Here is a 21338-nt window from a genome sequence, read left to right as displayed (position 1 = left end):
CCGTGGAGAACATAACGGGGCTGATCCCCGGCTCAGCGCCGGCACCCCTGGGTCCGTGAGGGTGAGCCGGGCCTGACTTCACCCGAGGCGCGAGCTGCCGCCGGAGGCCGCCGCCTCCCCCGGGGCCGCCTCCGGCCGTGTCTCGTCCGTGTCCCGGCGGCGCATCGACAGCAGCAGGGTGAGCGCCGTGCCGGCGACCGCCCAGGCGGAGAGCACCAGCAGGGGGCCGGTGACCGCGTTGCCCTTGAAGTACGCGATCGAGCGGGCTGTCCAGGTGCCCGCGCCGGGCGGCAGGGCGGGGCCGATCGCCCGCCAGAAGTCCGGCAGCATCGGCAGCGGGAAGGCGCCGCCCGCGCTCGGGTTGCCCGCGATCACGATGAGCAGGACCGCCAGGCCGATGCCGATGATGCCGGTGAGGGCCTGCAGGGCGAGCGTGGTCGTGCCGACCGCGAAGACGACCAGGGCCCCCAGGCCGGCCAGGGCCCACACGCTGCCCGGGAGTGCGCCGAGTACCGGGCCGATGATGACCGCGCCGCCGATCCCGCCCGCGATCGAGTACAGCGCCATGACCCCGGTGCGGATCGCCGCGCGCTGCCGGTTGGCGGGCTTGGCGCCCGCGCTGATCGCCAGGATCGAGGCGCAGAGGTAGCCGCCGACGCACCAGCCCACGACCAGGTAGAACGACGAGAGGCCGTCGAAGTCGTCCGGGGAGGCGGGCGCCACGTCCACGGTCCGGACCGTGCGCTTCCGGGGCCCCTCCGACTCCTTGATGATCTCTGTCAGCGAAGTGGCCAGCACGGTGCCGCCGCCGGAGGCGACGAGCACGGTGTCGGTCGACCCGGTGGGGCTGACGATCAGGGCGCCGTCGATGTCGCGGTTCTGGATCTGCCGGCGCGCCTCGGCCTCGCCGGAGACCGCGCGCGGGTCGAGCGGGCCGCCAGGCAGGTTGCCCAGCTGGGTGACGAGCTGCCCGGACACCTGCTGCGGGGCGACGACCCCGAAGGGGACGTCCGTCGGGACGGGGCGGTGCAGCGCACCGACGTAGGAGGCGATGAACAGCAGCTGCAGTCCCAGTACGCCGATGACCAGCAGGGCGGCGCGTGCGGTGACGGCGTTCTTCACCTCGTCAGCGAAAGTCATGCCCCCACGGTCCGGCTGGGGCGCTGTTCGTGCAGGCGGGGGCGGGCCGAATGGCGGAGGAGTGGCCGCGCCCCCGGTTATCGTACGAACGTTCGAAACTTGGTCTATGGTGGAGAGCGAGGGGGTGATGAGTACGGATCGGTCCAGGAGGTGCGGATGTCAGGGTTCACGCATCTGCATACCTTTTCCGGGTTCTCCCTGCGGTACGGGGCATCGCACCCGGAGCGGCTGGCCGAGCGTGCCGTCGAGCGGGGGATGGACGCCCTCGCGCTGACCGACCGCGACAGTCTCGCGGGCGCGGTCCGCTTCGCCCGGGCCTGCGAGAAGGCCGGGATACGGCCGCTCTTCGGGGCGGAGCTCGCGGTGGCACGGCAGACTCCGGGAGAGGTGGCGGGCGAGCGGCGTACGCACAGGCCGCGCACGCCGGTCCGCGGGGGTGCCTTTGTCGATGAATCCGCACCCCGGGTCACCTTCCTCGCCCGGGACGGCGCCCATGGCTGGGCCGAACTGTGCCGGCTGGTCACCGCCGCCCACACCCCGGACACGGGGGCTCCGGACACCCCGGGCCCCGGACAGCCCCTGCTCGCCCGGTCCGCGCTGCCCGCGGAAGGGCTCACCGTGCTGCTCGGCCCCGCCTCCGAGGTGGGCGCCGCACTCGCCGCGGGCCGGCCCGACCGGGCCGCCGTGCTGCTCGCCCCCTGGCGCGAGATCTACGGCGACGCCCTGCGCCTCGAAGCCGTCCACCACGGCCGCGAGGGCACCGGCCCCGGGTCGCTCCGGCTCGCCGCCCGTACCGTCGGCTTCGCCGCCGAGCAGGGGGTGCGGGCCGTGCTGACCAACGCCGTCCGGTACGCCGACCCGGGGCAGGGGCCCGTCGCCGACGTACTCGACTCGGCCCGCCGGCTCGTCCCCGTCGACCCGCGCCGTTCCCCCCTCGACACCGGGGAGCGCTGGCTCAAGGACGCCCGTGCGATGGAGGAGACCGCCGGGCGGATCACCACCTCGGCGGGGCTCGGGCGGGACGCGGGGCGGCTGCTGCTCGCGGAGACCCGGCGCACCGCCGACGCCTGCCGCGTCGACCCGGCGGACGACCTGGGCCTCGGCAGTGTCCACTTCCCCGAGCCGCACCTCGTCGGGGCCGGGCGGCGCACCGCCCAGCGGGTGCTGGCCTCCCGCGCCGCCGCGGGCATGGTGCGGCACGGCTACGACCGCCGGCGCGACTACTGGGAGCGGATGCACCGTGAGCTGGACATCATCGCCCACCACGGCTTCGCCTCCTACTTCCTGACGGTCGCCCAGGTCGTCGACGACGTGAAGGAGATGGGCATACGCGTCGCCGCGCGCGGCTCCGGGGCCGGCTCCCTGGTCAACCACCTGCTCGGGATCGCCCACGCCGACCCGGTCGAACACGGGCTGCTCATGGAGCGCTTCCTGTCCGAGCGGCGCTTCGTGCTGCCCGACATCGACATCGACGTCGAGTCCGCCCGCCGTCTCGACGTCTACCGCGCGATCATCGGCCGCTTCGGCGCCGAGCGGGTCGCGACCGTCTCCATGCCCGAGACCTACCGGGTGCGCCACGCCATCCGCGACGTCGGCGCCGCGCTCTCCATGGACCCGGCCGAGACCGACCGGCTCGCCAAGGCCTTCCCGCACATCCGGGCCAGGGACGCCCGCGCCGCGATGGAGGAACTCCCCGAACTGCGCGCCGTGGCAGGACAGAAGGAGAAGTACGGCCGGCTCTGGGACCTGGTGGAGTCGCTGGACGCCCTGCCGCGCGGCATCGCCATGCACCCGTGCGGGGTGCTCCTCTCGGACGACTCGCTGCTGCGGCGCACCCCGGTCATGCCCACCAGCGGCGAGGGTTTCCCGATGTCCCAGTTCGACAAGGACGACGTGGAGCACCTCGGGCTGCTCAAGCTCGACGTGCTCGGCGTGCGGATGCAGTCGGCGATGGCGCACGCGGTGACCGAGGTGAAGCGGGCCTCGGGGCGGGAGGTCGACCTGGACGCCGTGCCGCAGGGCGACCCGGAGACGTACCGGCTCATCAGGAGCGCCGAGACGCTCGGCTGCTTCCAGATCGAGTCGCCGGGCCAGCGCGACCTGGTCGGCCGGCTCCAGCCCGCCACCTTCCACGACCTGGTGGTCGACATCTCGCTGTTCCGGCCGGGTCCGGTCGCCGCCGACATGGTGCGGCCGTTCATCGAGGCCAGGCACGGCCGCGCGCCCGTGCGCTATCCCCACCCCGACCTGGAAGGAGCGCTGCGCGACACCTACGGGGTGGTCGTCTTCCACGAGCAGATCATCGAGATGGTGAACATCATGACCGGCTGCGGACGAGGCGAGGCCGACCGGGTGCGGCGCGGGCTCTCCGACCCCGAGTCGCAGGCCCGGATCAGGGTCTGGTTCGCACAGCAGGCGGCGCGGAGGAAGTACGGTGCCGAGGTGATCGCCCGCGCCTGGGAGATCATCGAGGCGTTCGGGAGCTACGGCTTCTGCAAGGCGCACGCGGTCGCCTTCGCCGTGCCGACGTACCAGTCGGCCTGGCTCAAGGCGCACCACCCGGCGGCCTTCTACGCGGGGCTGCTCACCCACGACCCCGGGATGTATCCGAAACGGCTGCTGCTCGCGGACGCGCGCCGGCGCGGTGTGCCGGTGCTGCCGCTGGACGTGAACCGGTCGGCAGCCGCCCACCGGATCGAACTGGTGTCTGGCGACAACGGTGATATATGGGGATTGCGGCTGGCCCTCTCGGACGTCCACGGCATCAGTGAGGCCGAGGTCGCCCGGATCGAGGCCGGGCAGCCCTACACCTCGCTGCTGGACTTCTGGCAGCGGGCCAGGCCCGGAAAGCCCGCCGCCGAACGGCTGGCCCAGGTCGGCGCGCTGGACGCCTTCGGTGCCAACCGCCGGGACCTGCTGCTGCACCTGTCCGAACTCCACCGCGCCCAGCGGGGTTCCGGGGCCAAGGGGAACGGCGCCCAGCTCCCGCTCGGCGACGGGCACCGGACCGGCACCATCGGCCTGCCCGACCTCAACGACGCCGAACGCCTCAGCGCCGAGCTCGGCGTCCTCAGCATGGACGTGTCGCGCCACCTGATGGGCGATCACCACGCCTTCCTGGAGGAGCTGGGCGCGGTCTCCGCCAAGCGGCTGCGGGAGGCAGGACACGGGGAGACCGTGCTGGTCGCGGGCGCCAAGGTGGCCACCCAGACCCCGCCGATCCGCTCCGGGCGCCGGGTCGTCTTCACCACCCTGGACGACGGGACCGGACTGGTCGACCTCGCCTTCTTCGACGACAGCCACGCCGCCTGCGCGCACACCGTCTTCCACTCCTGGCTGCTGCTCGTGCGCGGGACGGTCCAGCGGAGGGGCGCGCGCAGCCTGAGCGTGGTCGGCGCGGCGGCCTGGAATCTGGCGGAGCTCGCCGAACTCCGGCGCACCGGCGGCCTCGACGCGGTCGCGGCACGGCTGGCGGAGGTGCCCGACGACGGGGAGGGGGAGGGCTCCGGCGACGGCCGCCGCATCCAGCTGCCGACCGGCTACGAGATGAACCCCTGGTCCGATCTCCAGCCGGCCGGTGAGGGGACGCCCACCGGGAGGAAGCTGTGGCACCAGAGCCAGGGGAGCGCGGGATGAACGACCAGCCGGCCGTCCTGTGCCTGCGGTTCCGCCGGATCGGCGGCGGACTTCCGGACGGCGCCGCCTACGAGGGACTGCTCGCCCTCCTCGGGGCGTTCACCCCGGTCGTCGAGGCGGCCCCGCCCGGCGCCGCGCTGGCCGATGTCAGCGGCGCGCTGCGCTACTTCGGACAGGACGCGGCGGGCCTGGCCTCCGTGATCCGGGTGCGCGCCCTCGCCCTGCACGGCGTGGACTGCGCGATCGGGGCGGCCTCCAACCCCATGCTGGCCAGGATGGCCGCACGGCAGGCGACGGCCGGAACCACCTTCGTCGTGCCCCCCGGTGAGCACGCCGGCTTCCTCGCGTCCAAGCCCGCCGCCGCGCTCGACGGCGTCGGGGCGGCGACCGCGCGCACCCTGTGCGGATACGGGCTCGACTCCATCGGCCGGATAGCCGCCGCACCGCTCGCCACCCTGCAGCGGATCACCGGGATGCGGACCGGGAGGGAGCTGTGGGAGCGGGCCAACGGCATCGACCGTACGCGGGTCGTGCCGAACGCCGCCGCCCGGTCGATCGCCGCCGAACGCTCCTTCCCCCGCGACGAACTGGACCCCGAGCAGCACCGCCGCGCGCTCCTCTCGCTCACCGAGGAGCTGGGGGCCAGGCTGCGCGGCGACGGACAGGTGTGCCGCTCGCTCGCGGTCTCCGTGCGCTACGCCGACCGGACCGGTTACGCGACGCTGACCCGCAGCCGTACGCTCCAGGAGCCCACCGCCCATTCGGCGGCGCTCACCTCGCTCGCGTACCGGATCCAGGACTCGTTCGCCCTGCAGCGGGCGCGGGTGCGGGGGATCGGGCTGCGGGCGGAAGGGCTCCAGGACGCGGAACGGGCCGCCCACCAGCTCACCTTCGACCCGGTGGACGAACGGGCGCGGCGCATCGAGGCGGTGTCCGACCGGCTGCGGGCCCGCTTCGGCCCGCAGGCCGTGAAGCCGGGGCGGCTCGCGGCCTGACCTGAGGGCCGCCCGGAATCTTTTTACCGGCACGTAACTTCCCCTCGTGACCTTACCCATGCGTAACTTGGCATGAGCACGTTGAAAAACGTATTCGCTGTGGTCCGGACCGCAGGGCGCACCGACATCGCAACTCCCTTGAGCCGCAAGGAGACCACCCGATGCTGCCCTGGACCCGTGCCTCGCGCACCCCACGCGCACGCAGAACGCTCGCCGCACTCCTCCTCGCCGTCACCGCGCTCGTCGCCGCCCCCACGGCGACCGCCAACGCGGCCACCACGCAGGCCGCCGCCTCCTCCCGCGGCTGGAACGACTACTCCTGCAAGCCCTCCGCGGCCCACCCCCGCCCCGTCGTCCTCGTCCACGGGACCTTCGGGAACTCGATCGACAACTGGCTGGTCCTCGCGCCGTACCTCGTCAACCGGGGCTACTGCGTCTTCTCGCTCGACTACGGCCAGCTCCCCGGGGTACCGGTCTTCAACGGACTGGGCCCGATCGACAAGTCGGCCGCACAGCTCGACGTGTTCGTCGACAAGGTGCTCGGCGCCACCGGCGCCCCGAAGGCCGACCTCGTCGGCCACTCCCAGGGCGGCATGATGCCCAACTACTACCTGAAGTTCCTCGGCGGAGCCGACAAGGTGAACGCCCTCGTCGGCATCGCCCCCGACAACCACGGCACCACGCTGCTCGGCCTCACCCGGCTGCTGCCGTACTTCCCCGGCATCGAGGACCTCCTCACGACGAACACCCCCGCTCTCGCCGACCAGATCGCCGGATCCGCGTTCATCACCAAGCTCAACGCGGGCGGCGACACCGTGCCCGGCGTCCGCTACACCGTCATCGCGACCAGGTACGACGAGGTCGTCACCCCGTACCGCACGCAGTACCTGAGCGGGCCGAACGTACGCAACGTCCTGCTCCAGGACCTGTGCCCGGTCGACCTGTCCGAGCACGTCGCGATCGGGACCATCGACCGGATCGCCTTCCACGAGGTGGTGAACGCCCTCGACCCGGCGCACGCCACCCCGACCACCTGCGCCTCGGTCATCGGCTGAGACACGGCTGCGGGCCCCCGGCGAACCGGGGACCCGCGGCCACCCGCCGGGTCAGGCGCGGTGAGTACCGCCCGCGGCCCGGCGGCGGACCGAGACGAACAGGGCGCTCGCACCGAGGGCCAGCGCGGCGGTCCCGCCCATCGCGAGGTACGAGGTGCCGCCGCTGCCACCCGTCTCGGCGAGGACCTCGTCCGCGGACGCCGTGTCCGCGGGGGAGGCGGTGACGTTGTCCGCCTCCGGCGCGTTCGCCCCGGCCCCGGCGGCCGGGGCCGCCCCGGTGACCTCCGCGCCGGTCGCCGCGTCGTCGTCCCCGTGGCCGCCGTGCTCGACGGACGACTTGCCCGCGCCCTCGTCGATCTCCGCCTCGGACGGGACGGACGCGGTCGGTGCCGGGGCGGCCCCGCTTCCGGCGCTCCCGCCGTTCTCACCGCCGAAGACCACGTCGGAGCAGGCATAGAAGGCCTCGGGGGAGTCCGACCGCTGCCAGACCGTGTAGATCAACTGCTGCCCCGACGCCTGCGGCACGGTGCCGTCGAAGACGTACGACCCGTTCTCCAGGGCCGGGTCGGTGGCCGTGGCGAACGGCTTCTCCTCCAGGTCCGACCACTTCAGCGGCTGGGCCGGGTCGTAACCCGCCCTGGTCAGGTAGAGCTCGAACGAGCCCTTGTGCGGGGCGGTCGCCCGGAAGCGGAAGGTGTGGCTGCCCGCCTCCATGGGGGTGGACGGCCAGTCGGCACGCGGCAGGTCGAGTCCCTTGAACTTGTCGTTGCCCGCGCTGCACAGCTTGCCGTCCGGGATCAGCTCACGGTGCTTGCCCGCCGCGTTGGCGATGTTCACGCCGTTCCAGTCGTACAGCGCCTGGGTCCCGCCCGCCGCCACCGCCGCCCGGCACGCCGCCGACCGCGGGCTCTCCGGCCCCTCCGCGAAGCAGGCCGAGACCCGGCTGACCGGATCGCTCAGCGAACCGTGTGCGGCGGCCGGGGCGGCAGAGAGCCCGGTCAGCGCCAACGGCGCGACGCCGAGCGCGACGATGCCTCCGGCGAGCCTGCGACGGGCGGTGGTGATGGGGGTCATGGTGGGGGTTCTCCTTCGGCGGCACGGCTGCTGACCAGGTCTGGTGATCAGCAAACTAGCCGTCGCCGACAGCGCATCCGGCCGTGAGAACCGCCGGCCGACGATCGTTATGGGCGCCTTAAGGGACGGTTAGGGGAGGGCTCAGGAAGGGGCGACTGTGGGTCCCACCCAGGCCTGTGCGCTGACCCTGTGTCATCCATGGTCGTCCACCGGAGCCCGTGCACTTTCGCGCCGAGGTTGCTCCCCATCTGGCCCCCAGAGCCCCCGCTCTCCCTGAGAACTCCTGACGTGTCGGGGCGCTGTCGGGCAGCATGATGCGATGAACTCGGATGAGCCGGTGCCCCGGGAGTTGAAGATCCTCGATACGGCCTCGCTGCTCAGGCTGGAGGAGCGGGCGTGGGGGCTCAGCCTCAACCAGCGGCTGGACCCGGCATGGGTGCAGTTGAGTGCAGCACCCGATGGGACCCACTACCTGTGGCCAGCCCTGTGGAACAGCCTGTCCCATCGCCCCGGCATCCCACGCCAGTTGCGGTGCGAGCTCCTCATCGAGCTTCGTGCGGGAGACCGCGTGATGAGTCTGCTGGACGTCATGCCTGACGACTTCGCCCCTCTGCCGGGAGTTACCTCGCGTGACGAAGGCATGCAGGTCAGCCGACTCCTGGACCGGGCGCCCAGTGTCAGGGAATGGCTGCTGGACAGGAGCGTCCTGGGCCAGCCGTGAGAGGCGTCCCCAGCAGATGAGTGCGCATCCGAGGGTGAGGAAGGCTTCGCGGATGCCGTCGCGGATCTCCCAGCGGATCCGCAGGCGGCGGAACCAGTGCAGCTGGGCGAATGCGCGCTCCACGAGATCCGGCCCCGCCCACCAGAGCGGTAACCGGCCTCATGGTCCGCACGGCGCGCCGGCTCACGTAGCACTGAGGCCCGTGCACGGCCCTCGCGGTCGGCCAGGCGCAAAGACTTCGGGTCCGCCGCGATCGCGGCGGACCCGAAGCCTCGACCGTCGCAGCCGTTACCTTCGGCTCGGCCCCCACCAGCCCTCCGGCACCGCGAACATCACTTCACCACGACGTTGTCCCCGGACGATTTCGACGGCCCGGTGGTGGTGTTGCCGTGGTACACCCAGCGCCACGTACCCGTCTTGGAGGCCTTCACAGTCGTCCTGAGATCACCCGAGCCGTTCGCGTACACCTTCTTCACCGTGGTGTAGGAGGCGGCGCCGGCAGGCTTGAACTCCAAGCTCACCAGACGGCCTTCGTAGGAGGCGTACTTCCTCGTCTCCCAGTTGGCCCGCGTGACCTTTCCGGTCACGGTGATGGTGCTGCCGTTCGACACCGGTTCGGGCGAGGCGTTGACGGTCAGGCGGGAGTTGCGCTTGACGTGGACCGTCAGACCCTCGTCGTCGGTGTCACCACCGCCGCCCTTGAAGTGCACCTCGGCCCCGACCTTCCAGGCTCCGGCCTCGCTGTTGTGCATGTCCCACACGCTCGGGTCGAAGTACATCCTCTCGTTGAAGTCGCAGACGCCCGGGCTCACCTTGATGCAGTCGCTCGTCTCGATGGCGTGCCACAGCCGATCACCCGCACCACCGCGGTACAGGAACACCGCCGGCCACTTCCACGTGTGAGTGGTCGCCATCCGGAAGGAGGCGGGCACCGCGACCTCCTCCGACACCCCGATCACAATCGGCTTGCCGCCGTTCACCTGGACACGGGTGAACGAGACCCCACCCTCGGCCGCCCCGGCCGGCACCGCGGCCGCGGCCGTGAACACCGCCGCCGCACCACCGGCCACGACGACTCTCCAGACCTGCTTCCCCACCTGATCCCCAATTCTCCGTACGGAAAGGCGCCGAAGGCTCATCCCTCCAGCGCCTTACAGACAGTCGGTATCCACACGGGGTTGTACGCCCGCGAATCACAATGGGGCATCAGGGAAACGGGTCGGTGGGAAGTTACGGACAGACAATCCGGGCATGACGACCGGATATCTGTCCGTACGGTCCCACCGACCGAAACCGTCAGACCTGGACGCCCGGAGTGCCGTCCTCCACGACCACGCTCGCGCGGGTGCTGATCGGGGCGTCGGGCTTCGTCACGAAGGGCAGGACGCGGAAGTCGCTCGTCCAGCGGTCGCGGTCCACCGTGACCCGGACGTAGCCCCGCTGGCTGTTGAAGAACTTCATGTGCGGGTTCGCCGCGAGGAACGTCTCGCCCTGGGCCGTCATGTCGGCGCCGTCGCCGCCGCTGGTGACCGAGGTGCCCACGAACTCCGAGCCGACGGTCGCCGATTCCGGGTCGGTGTAGTCGCGCTTGAGGTCCCAGGCGTAGTTCTGGTGGCGGTCGCCCGTGATGACGACCAGATTGCGCACCCCGCGGGTGTCCGCCTCGGCGAGCAGCCGGTTGCGCTCGGCGACGTAGCCGTCCCACGGGTCCATCCAGACCTTCGTGGCCGGACCCGGGTCCTGGTCGGTCTGGCCCATCGGGGCCTGATTGCCGAGGATCTGCCAGCGGGCCTGCGAGCGGCTGAAGCCCTTGAGGACCCAGTCCCGCTGGCGGGACCCGAGCAGGGAGCGGTCCGCGTCGAAGCGGTCGGCGCAGTCGGCGGAGGCGCCGTCACCGCACGGCTGGTCGTCGCGGTACTGGCGGGTGTCGAGCATCGAGAAGTCGGCGAGCCGGCCGTAGGGGAGCCTGCGGTACATCTGTACGTCGGGTCCCTTCGGCAGCTGGGTGCGGCGCAGCGGCGCGTGCTCGTACAGGGCCTGGAAGGCGGCGGCGCGGCGCAGCAGGAAGGTCTCCGGGTTCTCGTTGTTCTCGGAGGTCTCGTCCGCCCAGTTGTTCTCCACCTCGTGGTCGTCGAACGTCATGATCCACGGGAAGCTGGCGTGCGCCTCGCGCAGCGGGGCCTCGGACTTGTAGAGGCCGTACTGCAGGCGGTAGCGGGCGAGGTCGAGCGTCTCGGTGTGGAACCTGGGGTCCGTGCTCACGCCGCGCTTGTTCGTCTTCACGCCGGACTCGTACAGGTAGTCGCCGAGGTGCACCACCAGGTCCAGGTCCTCCTGGGCCATGTGGTGGTACGCGGTGAAGTAGCCGTCCTGCCAGGCCTGGCAGGAGGCGAAGGCGAACTTCAGCTCGCGCGGGGAGGCCATGGGCGTCGGGGTGGTGCGCGTACGTCCCACGGGGGAGATCGCGGAACCCGCCCTGAAGCGGAACCAGTACGTGCGGTCGGGGGCGAGCCCGTGGACCTCGGGGTGGACGGAGTGCGCCAGTTCGGGAGTCGCCACGACGCTGCTGCGGCGTACGACCTGGCGGAACCGGTCGTCGAGCGCCACCTCGTACTGGACCCGGACGGGCTTCGCGGGCATGCCGCCGAGGCCGTCCTGGGCGAAGGGTTCGGGAGCCAGGCGCGTCCAGAGCACGACACCGTCCGACGTCGGGTCGCCCGAGGCGACACCCAGGGTGAACGGGTCACCCTTCAGGGCGGGCGCGGCGAACGCGGACTGGGCCTCCCACGCCCCCGTCCCGAGCATCAGTGCGGCGGCTGCCCCTCCGCCGAATCCGAACATCTGCCTGCGGGACACGGAATGCGAGACCACGGGTCCTCCTCGGTCGATCTGCGTCAACCTCGGACACGCTGCCGGGAATTGGTGTCATGCTCACGCGCAGCGCATGGCCGGGGACCGAGCGATACGTGAACAGGACAGCCGAGCGGCCCGGAGGGCTCAGGACACCGCGCGGTAGCGGCGCTCCGGCCGGCCGGTCCCGCCGTACCGCAGGGACACCTCGGCGCGCCCCGTCTCGGCGAAGTACTCGAGGTAGCGGCGCGCGCTGACCCGGGACAGCGCGCCCGCCTCGGCGCACTCGGACGCCGACAGCCCCGCCGGGTGTTCGCGCAGGACGCGGTCGACCAGATCCGCGGTGTGGGCCGCCAGGCCCTTGGGGAGTTCGCGGGAGCCCGGGGGACGGGTGCCGAAGATGCGGTCCACATCCTCCTGGCGGGCTTCCTGCCGGGCCTCGTCCAGCGCGTCCAGACGATTGCGCAGCGAGGCCACGTGCTGCAGCTGCTCCTGAAGGGCCGAGCGGTGGAACGGCTTGATCAAGTAGTGCAGGGCGCCCGCCCGCAGGGCGGCCCTGACCACCCCGGCGTCGCGCGCCGCCGTGATGAACAGCGCGTCCACGCTGTGGGTGTCCCCGTCCCGTTCCTCCGCCGCGCGCAGCTCCCGCAGCACCTGGATCCCGTCCATGTCGGGAAGGAAGATGTCGAGCAGGACGAGGTCGGGACGGAGCCGGCGGGCCGCGTGCAGGGCCTCCGCGCCCGTGTGGGCCACCCCGACGACCGTAAAGCCTGCCAAAGCGGACACGTATCGGCTGTGCAGCTTCGCGACCATGAAGTCGTCGTCCACCACCAGCACTTTCGTCACGCCGACACGCTAGGGCGCGACCACAACGACCACAACGTCCATTGATTCCGGAACGGCGACAGCTCGTTAACGCGCAGGCAACATATGGGCCACCTCACCCCCCTGCACCCAAGGCTCGAAAGGCGGCACCCGGTGCGACTGCGCACTCCACTCGCCCTGTTCGGGGCAGCGCTGCTGGTGGTCGTCGGGCCACCGCTGCTCTCCACCGGCAGCGGTTCCGACACCGGCACGCAGATTCCCGGACTGCGCTTCATGGTTCCCAACACACCCGGCGGCGGTTACGACATCACGGCGCGCACCGCGGCGAAGAACGCCGAGGACGCGGGGCTCACCCACGGCATCGAGGTGTTCAACCTGCCCGGCGCGGGCGGCACCGTCGGTGTGAGCCGGCTGGTCGCCGAGCACGGAAACGGCAAACTCGCCATGTCCATGGGCCTCGGTGTCGTGGGCGCCGTGAACACCAACAAGTCGCCCAAGACCCTGGCCGACACCACCCCGATCGCCCGGCTCACCGAGGAGCAGGACATCGTCGTCGTCGCCAAGGACTCCCCGTACCGGACGATCGGCCAGCTGCTCACCGCCTGGAAGAAGGACCCGGGGAAGATCCCGGTCGGCGGCGGTTCCTCGCCCGGCGGTCCCGACCACCTGGCGCCGATGCTGATGGCGAAGGCCGCCGGGATCGCACCGAAGCAGGTCAACTACGTCCCCTTCGACGGCGGCGGAGAACTGCTCGCCTCGATCCTCGGCAACAAGGTCGGCTTCGGCGTCTCCGGCGTCGGTGAGTACCTCGACCAGATAGAGGCCGGAGAGCTGCGCCTGCTCGCAGTCACCGGGCCGGAGAGGGTCCCGGGCCTCGACGCGCCCACCCTCCGTGAGGCCGGTCTCGACACCGACTTCACGAACTGGCGCGGCATCGTCGCCCCGCCCGGGCTCTCCGTCGCCGAGCGCGACAAACTCGTCGGGCTGGTGAGCGAACTGCACGACTCGAAGCAGTGGCGGGAGTCCATGAAGAAGAACGGCTGGGACGACGCCTTCCTCACCGGCGACGACTTCGGCGACTTCCTGGACGCCCAGGACCGCCGGGTCGCCACCGTCCTCGAGGAGCTGGGACTGTGAGCGACGAGAACAACACCCCCTCCAGGTCCGCCACCGCGCGCTCCTGGCTGCGCGAACACTCCGAACTCGGCGTCTGCGTCCTGCTGCTCGCGCTGGGCGTCCTCGTCCTGACCGACGCCCTGACGATGAGCGTGGACATCACCCAGCGCGGGCCCGTCGGCCCCCGGACCGTCCCCGTGGCCGTCGGCATCGGGCTGCTGGCCGTCGCCGTGCTGCTCGCCGTCGACGTCCTGCGCGGCGGCCGCGGCGAGGCTGAGGGCGGCGAGGACGTCGACCTCGGCGAACCGGCCGACCGGCGCACCGTCGCCCTGCTCACCGGTGTCTTCCTCGCCTTCGCCGTCCTCATCGGCCCGCTGGGCTTCCCGATCTCCGGCGCCCTCCTCTTCTGGGGCTCGGCCTACGCGCTGGGCAGCCGCCACCACGACCGCGATCCGCTCATCGCGGCCGGGCTCTCCCTGGTGACCTACTTCGTCTTCGACAACCTGCTCGGGGTGCCCCTCCCGGGCGGCCCGCTGATGGGGGTGCTCTGACCGATGGATTCCCTCAACTCCCTCATCGACGGGTTCGGCACGGCTCTCACGCCGGTCAACCTGCTCTGGGCCGCGCTCGGCGTCCTGCTCGGCACGGCGATCGGTGTCCTCCCCGGCATCGGCCCCGCCATGGCCGTGGCCCTGCTGCTCCCGGTGACGTACGGACTCGAACCGACCGGTGCCTTCATCATGTTCGCCGGGATCTACTACGGCGCGATGTTCGGCGGCTCCACCACCTCGATCCTCCTCAACACCCCGGGGGAGAGCGCGGCCGTCGTCGCCGCGATCGAGGGCAACCGGATGGCCAAGGCCGGACGCGGCGCGCAGGCGCTGGCCGCCGCCGCGATCGGCCACTTCGCCGGCGGCATGATCGGCACGATCCTGCTGGTCGTCCTGGCGCCGACCGTGGCCTCGCTCGCCGTCGACATCGGCGCCCCCGACTACTTCGCCATCATGGTGCTGGCCTTCATCGCCGTCACCTCCGTCCTCGGCTCCTCGCGCATCCGCGGCCTGGCCTCGCTCCTGATCGGTCTCACCATCGGCCTCGTCGGGCTGGACCAGATGACGGGGCAGCAGCGCCTCACCTTCGGCTCGCTCCAACTGGCCGACGGCATCGACGTGGTGATCGTGGCGGTCGGACTCTTCGCCATCGGGGAGGCCCTCTGGGTCGCCGCACACCTGCGCCGCTCCACGGGAAAGCCGATCCCCGTCGGCCGCCCATGGCTCGGCAGGGCCGACGTCCGGCGCACCTGGAAGTCCTGGCTGCGCGGTCCCCTCATCGGCTTCCCGTTCGGCGCGATCCCCGCCGGCGGCGCGGAGATCCCCACCTTCCTCTCGTACGTCACCGAGAAGCGGCTCTCCAAGCACCGCGACGAGTTCGGCAAGGGCGCCATCGAGGGTGTCGCAGGCCCGGAGTCGGCCGCCTCCGCCTCCGCCGCCGGAACCCTGGTCTCCATGCTCACGCTCGGCCTGCCCACCACGGCCGTCGCCGCCGTCATGCTGGCAGCCTTCCAGCAGTACGGCATCCAGCCCGGCCCGCTGCTGTTCGAGCGTGAACCCGATCTGGTCTGGGGCCTGATCGCGTCGCTCTTCGTCGGCATGGTGCTGCTCCTCGCGCTGAACCTGCCCCTCGCGCCGCTCTGGGCGAAGCTGCTGCGGATCCCGCGCCCCTACCTCTACGCGGGCATCCTGTTCTTCGCCGCCATCGGCGCGTACGCGGTCGGCGGAGAGGCCGTCGACCTGGTGATCCTGCTGGTGATCGGGCTGATCGGCTTCGGAATGCGGCGGTACGGACTGCCGGTGCTCCCCGCGATCATCGCGGTCATCCTAGGACCGTCCGCCGAACAGCAACTGCGGCGCGCCCTCCAGATCAGTGACGGCAGCGTGACGGGGCTGGTCGACACCCCGTTCTCGGTGACCGTGTACGTCATCGTCGCGCTGATCCTGCTGTGGCCGCTGGGGAGGAAGGTGCTGGGGCGCGATCGGGCATGAGGGAATGTCAGTGGCGGCTGAGAGGATCTCGGTCATGACGACGACCGACTACTGGGATGCCGCCGCCGACTCCTTCGACGAGGAGCCCGACCACGGGCTGCGCGATCCCGCGGTCCGCGACGCCTGGGCGCAGCGGATGGAGACCTGGCTGCCCACCGCGCGATCCACGGTCCTCGACCTCGGCTGCGGTACGGGCAGCCTGGCCCTGCTCGTCGCCTGCCAGGGGCACCGCGTGACGGCCGTCGACCGGTCGCCGCGCATGGTGGAGCAGGCACGGGCCAAGCTCGCCGGGACCGGCACCGAGGTGCTCGTCGGCGACGCCGGGCACCCCCCGGTCGGCACCCAGCGGTTCGACGTGATCCTCGCCCGGCACACGGTGTGGCTGCTGCCCGACCCGGCGGCCGCCCTGCGGCACTGGTTCTCCCTGCTGCGGCCGGGCGGCCGGCTGGTGCTCGTCGAAGGCGTGTGGAACGGCACCGGACTCTCCGCAGCCCACCTCACCTCACTCCTCGCCCAGCACACGGAGCGCGTCCACCACGAGCCGCTCTCCGGGGACTCCCGGCTCTGGGGCAGGGAGGTCGACGACGAGCGGTACGCCCTGGTGGCCCGCGCCGAGCCGCCCCACCGGCACACCGAGGTCGTCGACGTCCACCTGATCCTGCGCAGGGGCTCCGACGTGCTGCTCGCCCGGCGGGCCGGCACGGGGTATGCGGACGGGCTGCTGCACGCCCCCTCCGGTCACGCGGAGGACGGGGAGGACGTCCGGGCGGCGATGATCCGCGAGACCGCCGAGGAGATCGGGGTCCAGCTGGATCCGGACGAGCTCCGGGTGGCCCTGGTCATGCAGCACAGGGGGCCGGGCGGAAACCCCAGGATGGGCTGGTTCTTCGAGGCCGACCTCGATCCCGCGCGCCCTCCCCGCAACGCGGAGCCCGAGAAGTGCTCGGAGCTGGCCTGGTACCCCCTGGACGCGCTCCCCGAAGACATGGTGGCGTACTGCCGTGAGGGCCTCGACGGGTACCGCGCCGGTCACCGCTTCCTGATCCACTGGCACGAGGACGCCGACACCGTCGCGTACGCCCCGCGGGGGGCACGGCGCGCCGTCCCGTTGCCGGTATCGGGCGCCCCCACCGGCCGGCTGCACCACATCGGGCTGTCGGTGCCCGACCTGGCCGAGGCCGACGCGGAGTGGGGCTGGCTGCTCGGCCGGCTCGGTCATGTCCCGTACCAGCGCTGGGCGCAGGGCCGGAGCTGGCGGCGCGGCGACAGCCATGTGGCGGTCGAGCACGGGCCCGCCCGGTCCGGCACCGGCCGCCTGGCGTTCCACGTCCGCGACCGCGCCGCGCTGGACGCCCTCGTGGCGGACGCCCCGGCACACGGCTGGAGGCGGCTCCCGCCCGACGGCCGGGCGGGAGCCGAGGACAGCGGACGCCGCACGGCCCGTCTGGCGGACACGGCGGGCCACGAGGTGGAGCTGGTCGCCCCCTGAGGCCGTCCCGTCCCACCTCAGCGGTCTCGCGCCGCTCAGCGGACCAGTTCCGCCAGGCCTTCGGTGCGGGCGAGGTGCTCCAGTTCGTCCAGGGCCCGCACGGCCGCCTCCGCCGCCCGGGGGTCGCGGCCGGCGAGGCCGCTCTCCTCGAACTCGTCCTCGTCCAGGCGCAGTACGGACGAGCCGTCCGCCGACACCCACAGGTCCAGGTCCAGGTCCTCCACCAGGAGTTCGGATCCCCGCAGCACGGCGGGCCGGGTGATGTCGCAGTACCAGCCCTTCAGCTGTCCGCCTCCGGTGCGGACCTCCTTCACCGCGTAATACCGGTCGCGCCAGTAGTGCTCGGTGAAGACGTCGCCCGGCTCGAAGCGTACGAAGCCGAAGTCCCTTACTCCCGGGGCGGCCCACGGGGCGCGGACGGTGATCCGGGTCCCGTCGTCGCCTACCTGCTGGGCCGGATAACGGATCTTCGTACGGCCGGCTTTGACCAGGGCCACCGTCAACGTCGCGGCGGGGTCAGCCGATCTCATGGACATGGCGCACCTCCGTGGCGCAGATCTCGTAGCCGAACCAGCGGTTGACCGCCAGCATCGGGCCGTTGCCGGCGTCGTTACCGGTGTAGGCGTCCGTGTATCCGGCCGCACGCGCCCGGTGCAGCGAGGCGTTCTTGGCGAGCTTCGCAAGCCCTCTGCCCCGGAAGGCGCGCCGGGTGCCGGTCATGGCGGACCAGTAGCGGGTCATGCCGTCGGTCTCCGCCGCGCTGAACGCCGCGACCTGCCCGTCCACCGTCACGACCGTGGTGAGCGCGTGGTCGAAGGCCGGCCGCCGCCAGGTCGTGGCCAGCCAGTCCTCGTAGTCGGCGAACTCTACCGGGGTGTCGCTCGGCTCGTCCGAGGTCGTCTCCGCGTCGGCTTCGAACAGCGGGCGCGGATCGTCCTCGAAGTCGGCCCCGGTGAGCAGTACGACCCCGGCGGGCAGTTCCTGGAGCGGCGGCAGCGAGCCGTCCACCAGGCCGAGACGCAGGAAGTGCGCGGGCCGGCGTGCCTCGAAGCCGCGCTTCCCGGCGAACGCGCGGTAGGCCGGCTCGTCGAGCACCCAGGTGTAGACGGCGCTCGCGCCGACACCGGCCAGATGCTCCTCACCGGTCCGCACCAGCAGCGACCCCGCTCCCCGGCGCCTCCGTTCCGGATGGACGTACGGATTGCAGAACCCCTGGCCGGGCGTCGGGCTCTCGTGGGAGATGCCCACCTGCGCGGTCCCGATCACCTCGCCGTCCTCCTCGGCGACCAGCAGCCGGTAGTGCCGGTCGGGATGGGCGTCGGCAAGGTCACGCAGGACCTGCTCCGGAGTCGTCACCATGTACGGCAGAGCGGCACGCCGCACCCGTACCCAGGCCTCCGCGTCGGCGGGAAGGAAGTCACGCACGAGTACCGTCATGGGCGGACGGTAATGCGTGGCACGGCCCGGACGCCTCCGGTTTTCCGGCGGCGGGCCGGTGACGGCGCAGCCCCCCGGTGGGACAGAATCGGCGCGTGACCCTGAAGATCGCCGTTGACCCGGACTCCGCCACCGCCCCGTACGAACAGCTGCGCGCCCAGCTGTCCGAACAGGCCCGCTCCGGCGCCCTGCCCGTCGGCTACCGCCTTCCGACCGTACGAGGCCTCGCCGGGGAACTGGGCCTCGCCGCCAACACCGTGGCCAAGGCCTACCGCGCGCTGGAGACCGACGGGGTGATCGAGACCCGGGGCCGCAACGGGACGTTCGTCGCCGCCGCGGGGGACGCGGCCGCCCGTCACGCCGCCACGGCGGCACAGGAGTACGCCGAGCAGGCCCGGCGCCTCGGCCTGTCCCGGGCCGACGCACTGGCCCTGGCCGAGGACGCGGTACGGGCGGCCTACGCGCGCGAGCTGTACTGACCCTCAGAGGTACAGCCCCGCGTCCGCCCCGGCGTCCTGCTTCGGCACGGACGCCGGACCGGTGCCGCGCCGCAGGGCGTACAGCTCGGCGAGCGTCGCGCCCTCGCGGCCCAGCCCTTCTTCGGTGCCGAGCCAGGACACCGACTCCGCCCGGGTCAGCGAGCCGACCTCGATGCGGGCCAGACAGCGGCCCGGCCTGACCACCGCAGGGTGCAGCCGCTCCAGGTCCTCATTGGTCGTCACCCCCACCAGCACGTTGCGGCCCTGTCCCAGCAGGCCGTCCGTCAGATTGAGCAGCCGCGAGAGTGCCTGGCCCGCCGTGTGCTTCGCCTCGCCGCGGATCAGCTCGTCGCAGTCCTCCAGGAGCAGCAGCCGCCACCGCCCCTTGGCCGAACCGTCGTCCTCACCGATGGCGATGTCCATCAGATAGCCCACATCGTTGAAGAGCCGTTCCGGGTCCAGGACGCAGTCGACCTGGCACCAGTCCCGCCAGGACCGGGCGAGGGTGCGCAGCGCCGAGGTCTTGCCGGTGCCCGGAGGGCCGTGAAGCAGGAGCAGCCGGCCTGAGATGGCGTCGGGGGTGACCTTCATCAGCCGGTCCATCGCATCCGCCACCGGAGCCGTGTAGTTGGGCCGGACCTCGTCCCAGGTGCCGGCGGCGATCTGCCGGGTGGTGCGGTGCGGGCCACGGCGCGGCGACACGTACCAGAACCCCATGGTCACGTTGTCGGGCTGCGGCTCCGGCTCGTCCCGGGCCTCTTCGGTCGCCTCGGAAAGGATCTTCCGGGCCAGCTCGGGGGTGGTGGCGGTGACCGTGACATCGGCGCCCCGGTTCCACCGCGAGATCAGCAGCGTCCACCCGTCCCCCTCGGCGAGGGTCGCACTGCGGTCGTCGTCACGGGCGGCCCTCAGCACCCTGGCCGCCGCCGGCAGCAGGGTCGCGCCCGGCTTGACCCGGTCGAGGGAGGAGCTGTGCGAATAAGGCTGCTCGCCCGTCGCGAAGCGGCCCAGGAAGAGTGCGTCCACGACATCGGACGGCGAATCGCTGTCATCGACGTTGAGCCGGATCGGCAGGGCGGACTCGGGGTTGGCAGACATGGGGCCCATGATCCGACAGGGCGGCACCCCGCGCACCCAGGTTTCGGGAGTCGTACCCGGGTGGCGGGGCCGAGCGACTTCGCACTCGATGTCCCCCGATGCCCGATTTTGTGTGACGCCTCGTCAGGTTCCGTCAAGAGGTGGGTTGTCGAAGCATTTTGGCATGAACACTTCCGGAATTCATGTCCGTACTGCTACCACGGAGTAGGCAGAGATCCTGCCCAAGGAGGTTCCATGAAAATGTCCAGACTCGTGGCGTTCTCGTCCTCTCTCCTGCTCGGTACCGTTCTCGCTCTGACCGGTGCGGGCGTGGCCCAGGCCCAGGAATCCGCAGCGTCCGTCGACTACGTGGCCCTGGGAGACTCGTACTCGTCGGGTGTCGGTGCCGGCAGTTACGACAGCGCGAGCGGTAACTGCAAGCGCAGCACCCGAGCGTTCCCCGCCCTCTGGAAGGCGGCCAACAACCCTGCCTCGTTCGCCTTCACCGCATGTTCGGGAGCCAGGACGGGCGATGTCACGGCCGGTCAGCTCGGACCTCTCAACTCCGCGACCGACCTCGTCTCGATCTCCATCGGCGGCAACGACGCGGGCTTCGCCGATGTCATGACCACCTGTGTGCTGCAGTCCGAGGCCACCTGTCTGAGCCGGATCGCCACCGCCCGCGCCTACGTCGACTCGACCCTCCCCGGCAAGCTGGACTCCGTCTACACGGCGATCAGCGCAAAGGCGCCCGCCGCCCACGTCGTCGTCCTCGGCTACCCCCGCTTCTACAAGATCGGCGGCAACTGCGTCGCCGGCCTGAGTGAGAACGAGCGCACCGCAATCAACGGCGCCGCCGACTACCTCAACGCCGCCACCGCCAAGCGTGCGGCCGATCACGGCTTCACCTGGGGCGACGTCACCTCGACCTTCACCGGGCACGAGATCTGCTCGGGCAGCGCCTGGCTTCACAGCGTGAACTGGCTCAACATCGGGGAGTCCTACCACCCGACCGCCGCCGGGCAGTCGGGCGGCTATCTGCCCGTCCTCAACTCGAAGGCCTGACGGCACTCCTGAAGCGCGGCGCGGCGGTGCAGCCGTCCGCCGAGGAGGGGGCTCCGTCCTGCGGGGCCCTCTTCCCGTGCGTCACGGAGGCGTACCGCGACACCGGTGGCGGTGCGCCGCGAGCACCTCGGCACCGATCCACGATCACGCGCCCGGTGACCGGGGCTTCGCTCATCGGTGACGCTCCGTCAACAGCGTTGCGCGGTAAGGGCGAAGCACCTCCAAGCCGACTCAACCCGCCCGGGGCCCGCAAGATCCGGTAACGGGCCGTCAGCACCCGTGCACGGGAGTGCAATCCTGCGGCCGGGATACACGAGTGTGACCGAGGGACGATAGG

18 protein-coding genes are annotated in these 21338 nt (G+C 71.7%); 10 read left to right on the top strand and 8 right to left on the bottom strand.

The window, feature by feature from the left end; translation table 11 throughout:
* Positions 1-78 precede the first annotated feature (78 nt).
* Entirely contained in the window at positions 79-1140 is a 1062-nt protein-coding gene (locus BFF76_RS17230; protein ID WP_065848553.1) for a DUF3533 domain-containing protein, read from the bottom strand.
* A 156-nt stretch (positions 1141-1296) separates the two neighbouring features.
* Here BFF76_RS17230 and BFF76_RS17225 point away from each other — a divergent pair, with 156 nt between their 5' ends.
* The 3 genes from BFF76_RS17225 to BFF76_RS17215 all read left to right on the top strand — a co-directional run bounded on the left by BFF76_RS17225 (position 1297) and on the right by BFF76_RS17215 (position 6826).
* Positions 1297-4776 carry a DNA polymerase III subunit alpha gene (locus BFF76_RS17225; RefSeq protein ID WP_065848552.1) on the top strand — a complete coding sequence of 1160 codons (3480 nt, stop codon included), beginning with the start codon at positions 1297-1299 and terminating at the stop codon, positions 4774-4776.
* The gene (locus BFF76_RS17220) at positions 4773-5771 is read left to right on the top strand and encodes a DNA polymerase Y family protein (protein WP_065848551.1); all 999 of its coding nucleotides are present in this window, start codon (positions 4773-4775) and stop codon (positions 5769-5771) included. Before BFF76_RS17225 ends, BFF76_RS17220 begins: the two co-directional genes overlap by 4 nt.
* Before the next feature lie 161 nt (positions 5772-5932).
* Positions 5933-6826, top strand: coding sequence for an esterase/lipase family protein (locus BFF76_RS17215; protein ID WP_065848550.1), 894 nt, complete (start codon positions 5933-5935; stop codon positions 6824-6826).
* 51 nt (positions 6827-6877) lie between these two features.
* Here the strand turns inward: BFF76_RS17215 and BFF76_RS17210 are convergent, their stop codons facing one another.
* On the bottom strand, positions 6878-7900 hold the full coding sequence (locus BFF76_RS17210) for a lytic polysaccharide monooxygenase auxiliary activity family 9 protein (protein ID WP_053930925.1): 1023 nt from the start codon (positions 7898-7900) through the stop codon (positions 6878-6880).
* A gap of 319 nt (positions 7901-8219) precedes the next feature.
* Between BFF76_RS17210 and BFF76_RS17205 the strand changes: the two genes are divergently transcribed.
* Positions 8220-8621 (top strand): hypothetical protein, encoded by a 402-nt coding sequence (locus BFF76_RS17205; RefSeq protein WP_065848549.1) that lies wholly within the window; start codon positions 8220-8222, stop codon positions 8619-8621.
* Between the two features lie 332 nt (positions 8622-8953).
* Here BFF76_RS17205 and BFF76_RS17200 read toward each other — a convergent pair whose 3' ends face one another.
* The 3 genes from BFF76_RS17200 to BFF76_RS17190 all read right to left on the bottom strand — a co-directional run bounded on the left by BFF76_RS17200 (position 8954) and on the right by BFF76_RS17190 (position 12317).
* Entirely contained in the window at positions 8954-9718 is a 765-nt protein-coding gene (locus BFF76_RS17200) for a hypothetical protein (RefSeq protein ID WP_065848548.1), read from the bottom strand.
* Positions 9719-9917: 199 nt separating this feature from the next.
* Positions 9918-11492, bottom strand: coding sequence for an alkaline phosphatase D family protein (locus BFF76_RS17195; protein ID WP_078958977.1), 1575 nt, complete (start codon positions 11490-11492; stop codon positions 9918-9920).
* A gap of 126 nt (positions 11493-11618) precedes the next feature.
* Positions 11619-12317, bottom strand: coding sequence for a response regulator (locus BFF76_RS17190; protein ID WP_031099644.1), 699 nt, complete (start codon positions 12315-12317; stop codon positions 11619-11621).
* Positions 12318-12449: 132 nt separating this feature from the next.
* Here BFF76_RS17190 and BFF76_RS17185 point away from each other — a divergent pair, with 132 nt between their 5' ends.
* From BFF76_RS17185 to BFF76_RS17170, 4 genes are read left to right on the top strand one after another with little or no spacing between them, the layout of a single operon-like run.
* Entirely contained in the window at positions 12450-13433 is a 984-nt protein-coding gene (locus BFF76_RS17185) for a Bug family tripartite tricarboxylate transporter substrate binding protein (protein WP_031099642.1), read from the top strand.
* On the top strand, positions 13430-13963 hold the full coding sequence (locus tag BFF76_RS17180; RefSeq protein WP_031099641.1) for a tripartite tricarboxylate transporter TctB family protein: 534 nt from the start codon (positions 13430-13432) through the stop codon (positions 13961-13963). The genes BFF76_RS17185 and BFF76_RS17180 overlap by 4 nt, the downstream gene beginning before the upstream one ends.
* A 3-nt stretch (positions 13964-13966) precedes the next feature.
* Positions 13967-15454, top strand: a complete 1488-nt coding sequence (locus BFF76_RS17175; protein ID WP_065848547.1) for a tripartite tricarboxylate transporter permease — start codon at positions 13967-13969, stop codon at positions 15452-15454.
* A 34-nt stretch (positions 15455-15488) separates the two neighbouring features.
* Complete coding sequence (locus BFF76_RS17170) at positions 15489-16943, top strand: trifunctional class I SAM-dependent methyltransferase/NUDIX hydrolase/VOC family protein (RefSeq protein WP_078850777.1); 1455 nt, start codon at positions 15489-15491, stop codon at positions 16941-16943.
* Between the two features lie 35 nt (positions 16944-16978).
* On the opposite strand, the gene BFF76_RS17165 is transcribed toward BFF76_RS17170, so the two are convergent.
* Positions 16979-17479, bottom strand: a complete 501-nt coding sequence (locus BFF76_RS17165; protein WP_031099633.1) for a ribonuclease FAU-1 family protein — start codon at positions 17477-17479, stop codon at positions 16979-16981.
* Positions 17460-18380 carry a GNAT family N-acetyltransferase gene (locus BFF76_RS17160; RefSeq protein WP_065848546.1) on the bottom strand — a complete coding sequence of 307 codons (921 nt, stop codon included), beginning with the start codon at positions 18378-18380 and terminating at the stop codon, positions 17460-17462. The genes BFF76_RS17165 and BFF76_RS17160 overlap by 20 nt, the downstream gene beginning before the upstream one ends.
* Positions 18381-18475: 95 nt before the next feature.
* Here BFF76_RS17160 and BFF76_RS17155 point away from each other — a divergent pair, with 95 nt between their 5' ends.
* Complete coding sequence (locus BFF76_RS17155; protein ID WP_065848545.1) at positions 18476-18859, top strand: GntR family transcriptional regulator; 384 nt, start codon at positions 18476-18478, stop codon at positions 18857-18859.
* A 3-nt stretch (positions 18860-18862) separates the two neighbouring features.
* Here the strand turns inward: BFF76_RS17155 and BFF76_RS17150 are convergent, their stop codons facing one another.
* Positions 18863-19957, bottom strand: coding sequence for a DUF5925 domain-containing protein (locus tag BFF76_RS17150; RefSeq protein WP_031099626.1), 1095 nt, complete (start codon positions 19955-19957; stop codon positions 18863-18865).
* Between the two features lie 234 nt (positions 19958-20191).
* Here BFF76_RS17150 and BFF76_RS17145 point away from each other — a divergent pair, with 234 nt between their 5' ends.
* Complete coding sequence (locus BFF76_RS17145) at positions 20192-21001, top strand: SGNH/GDSL hydrolase family protein (RefSeq protein ID WP_031099624.1); 810 nt, start codon at positions 20192-20194, stop codon at positions 20999-21001.
* Positions 21002-21338 lie beyond the last annotated feature (337 nt).

This window comes from Streptomyces mutomycini, assembly GCF_001700505.1.
GTDB lineage: Bacteria > Actinomycetota > Actinomycetes > Streptomycetales > Streptomycetaceae > Streptomyces > Streptomyces mutomycini.
Note: the sequence above shows the minus strand (reverse complement) of the source record. Positions and strands in the feature narration are given on the sequence as shown.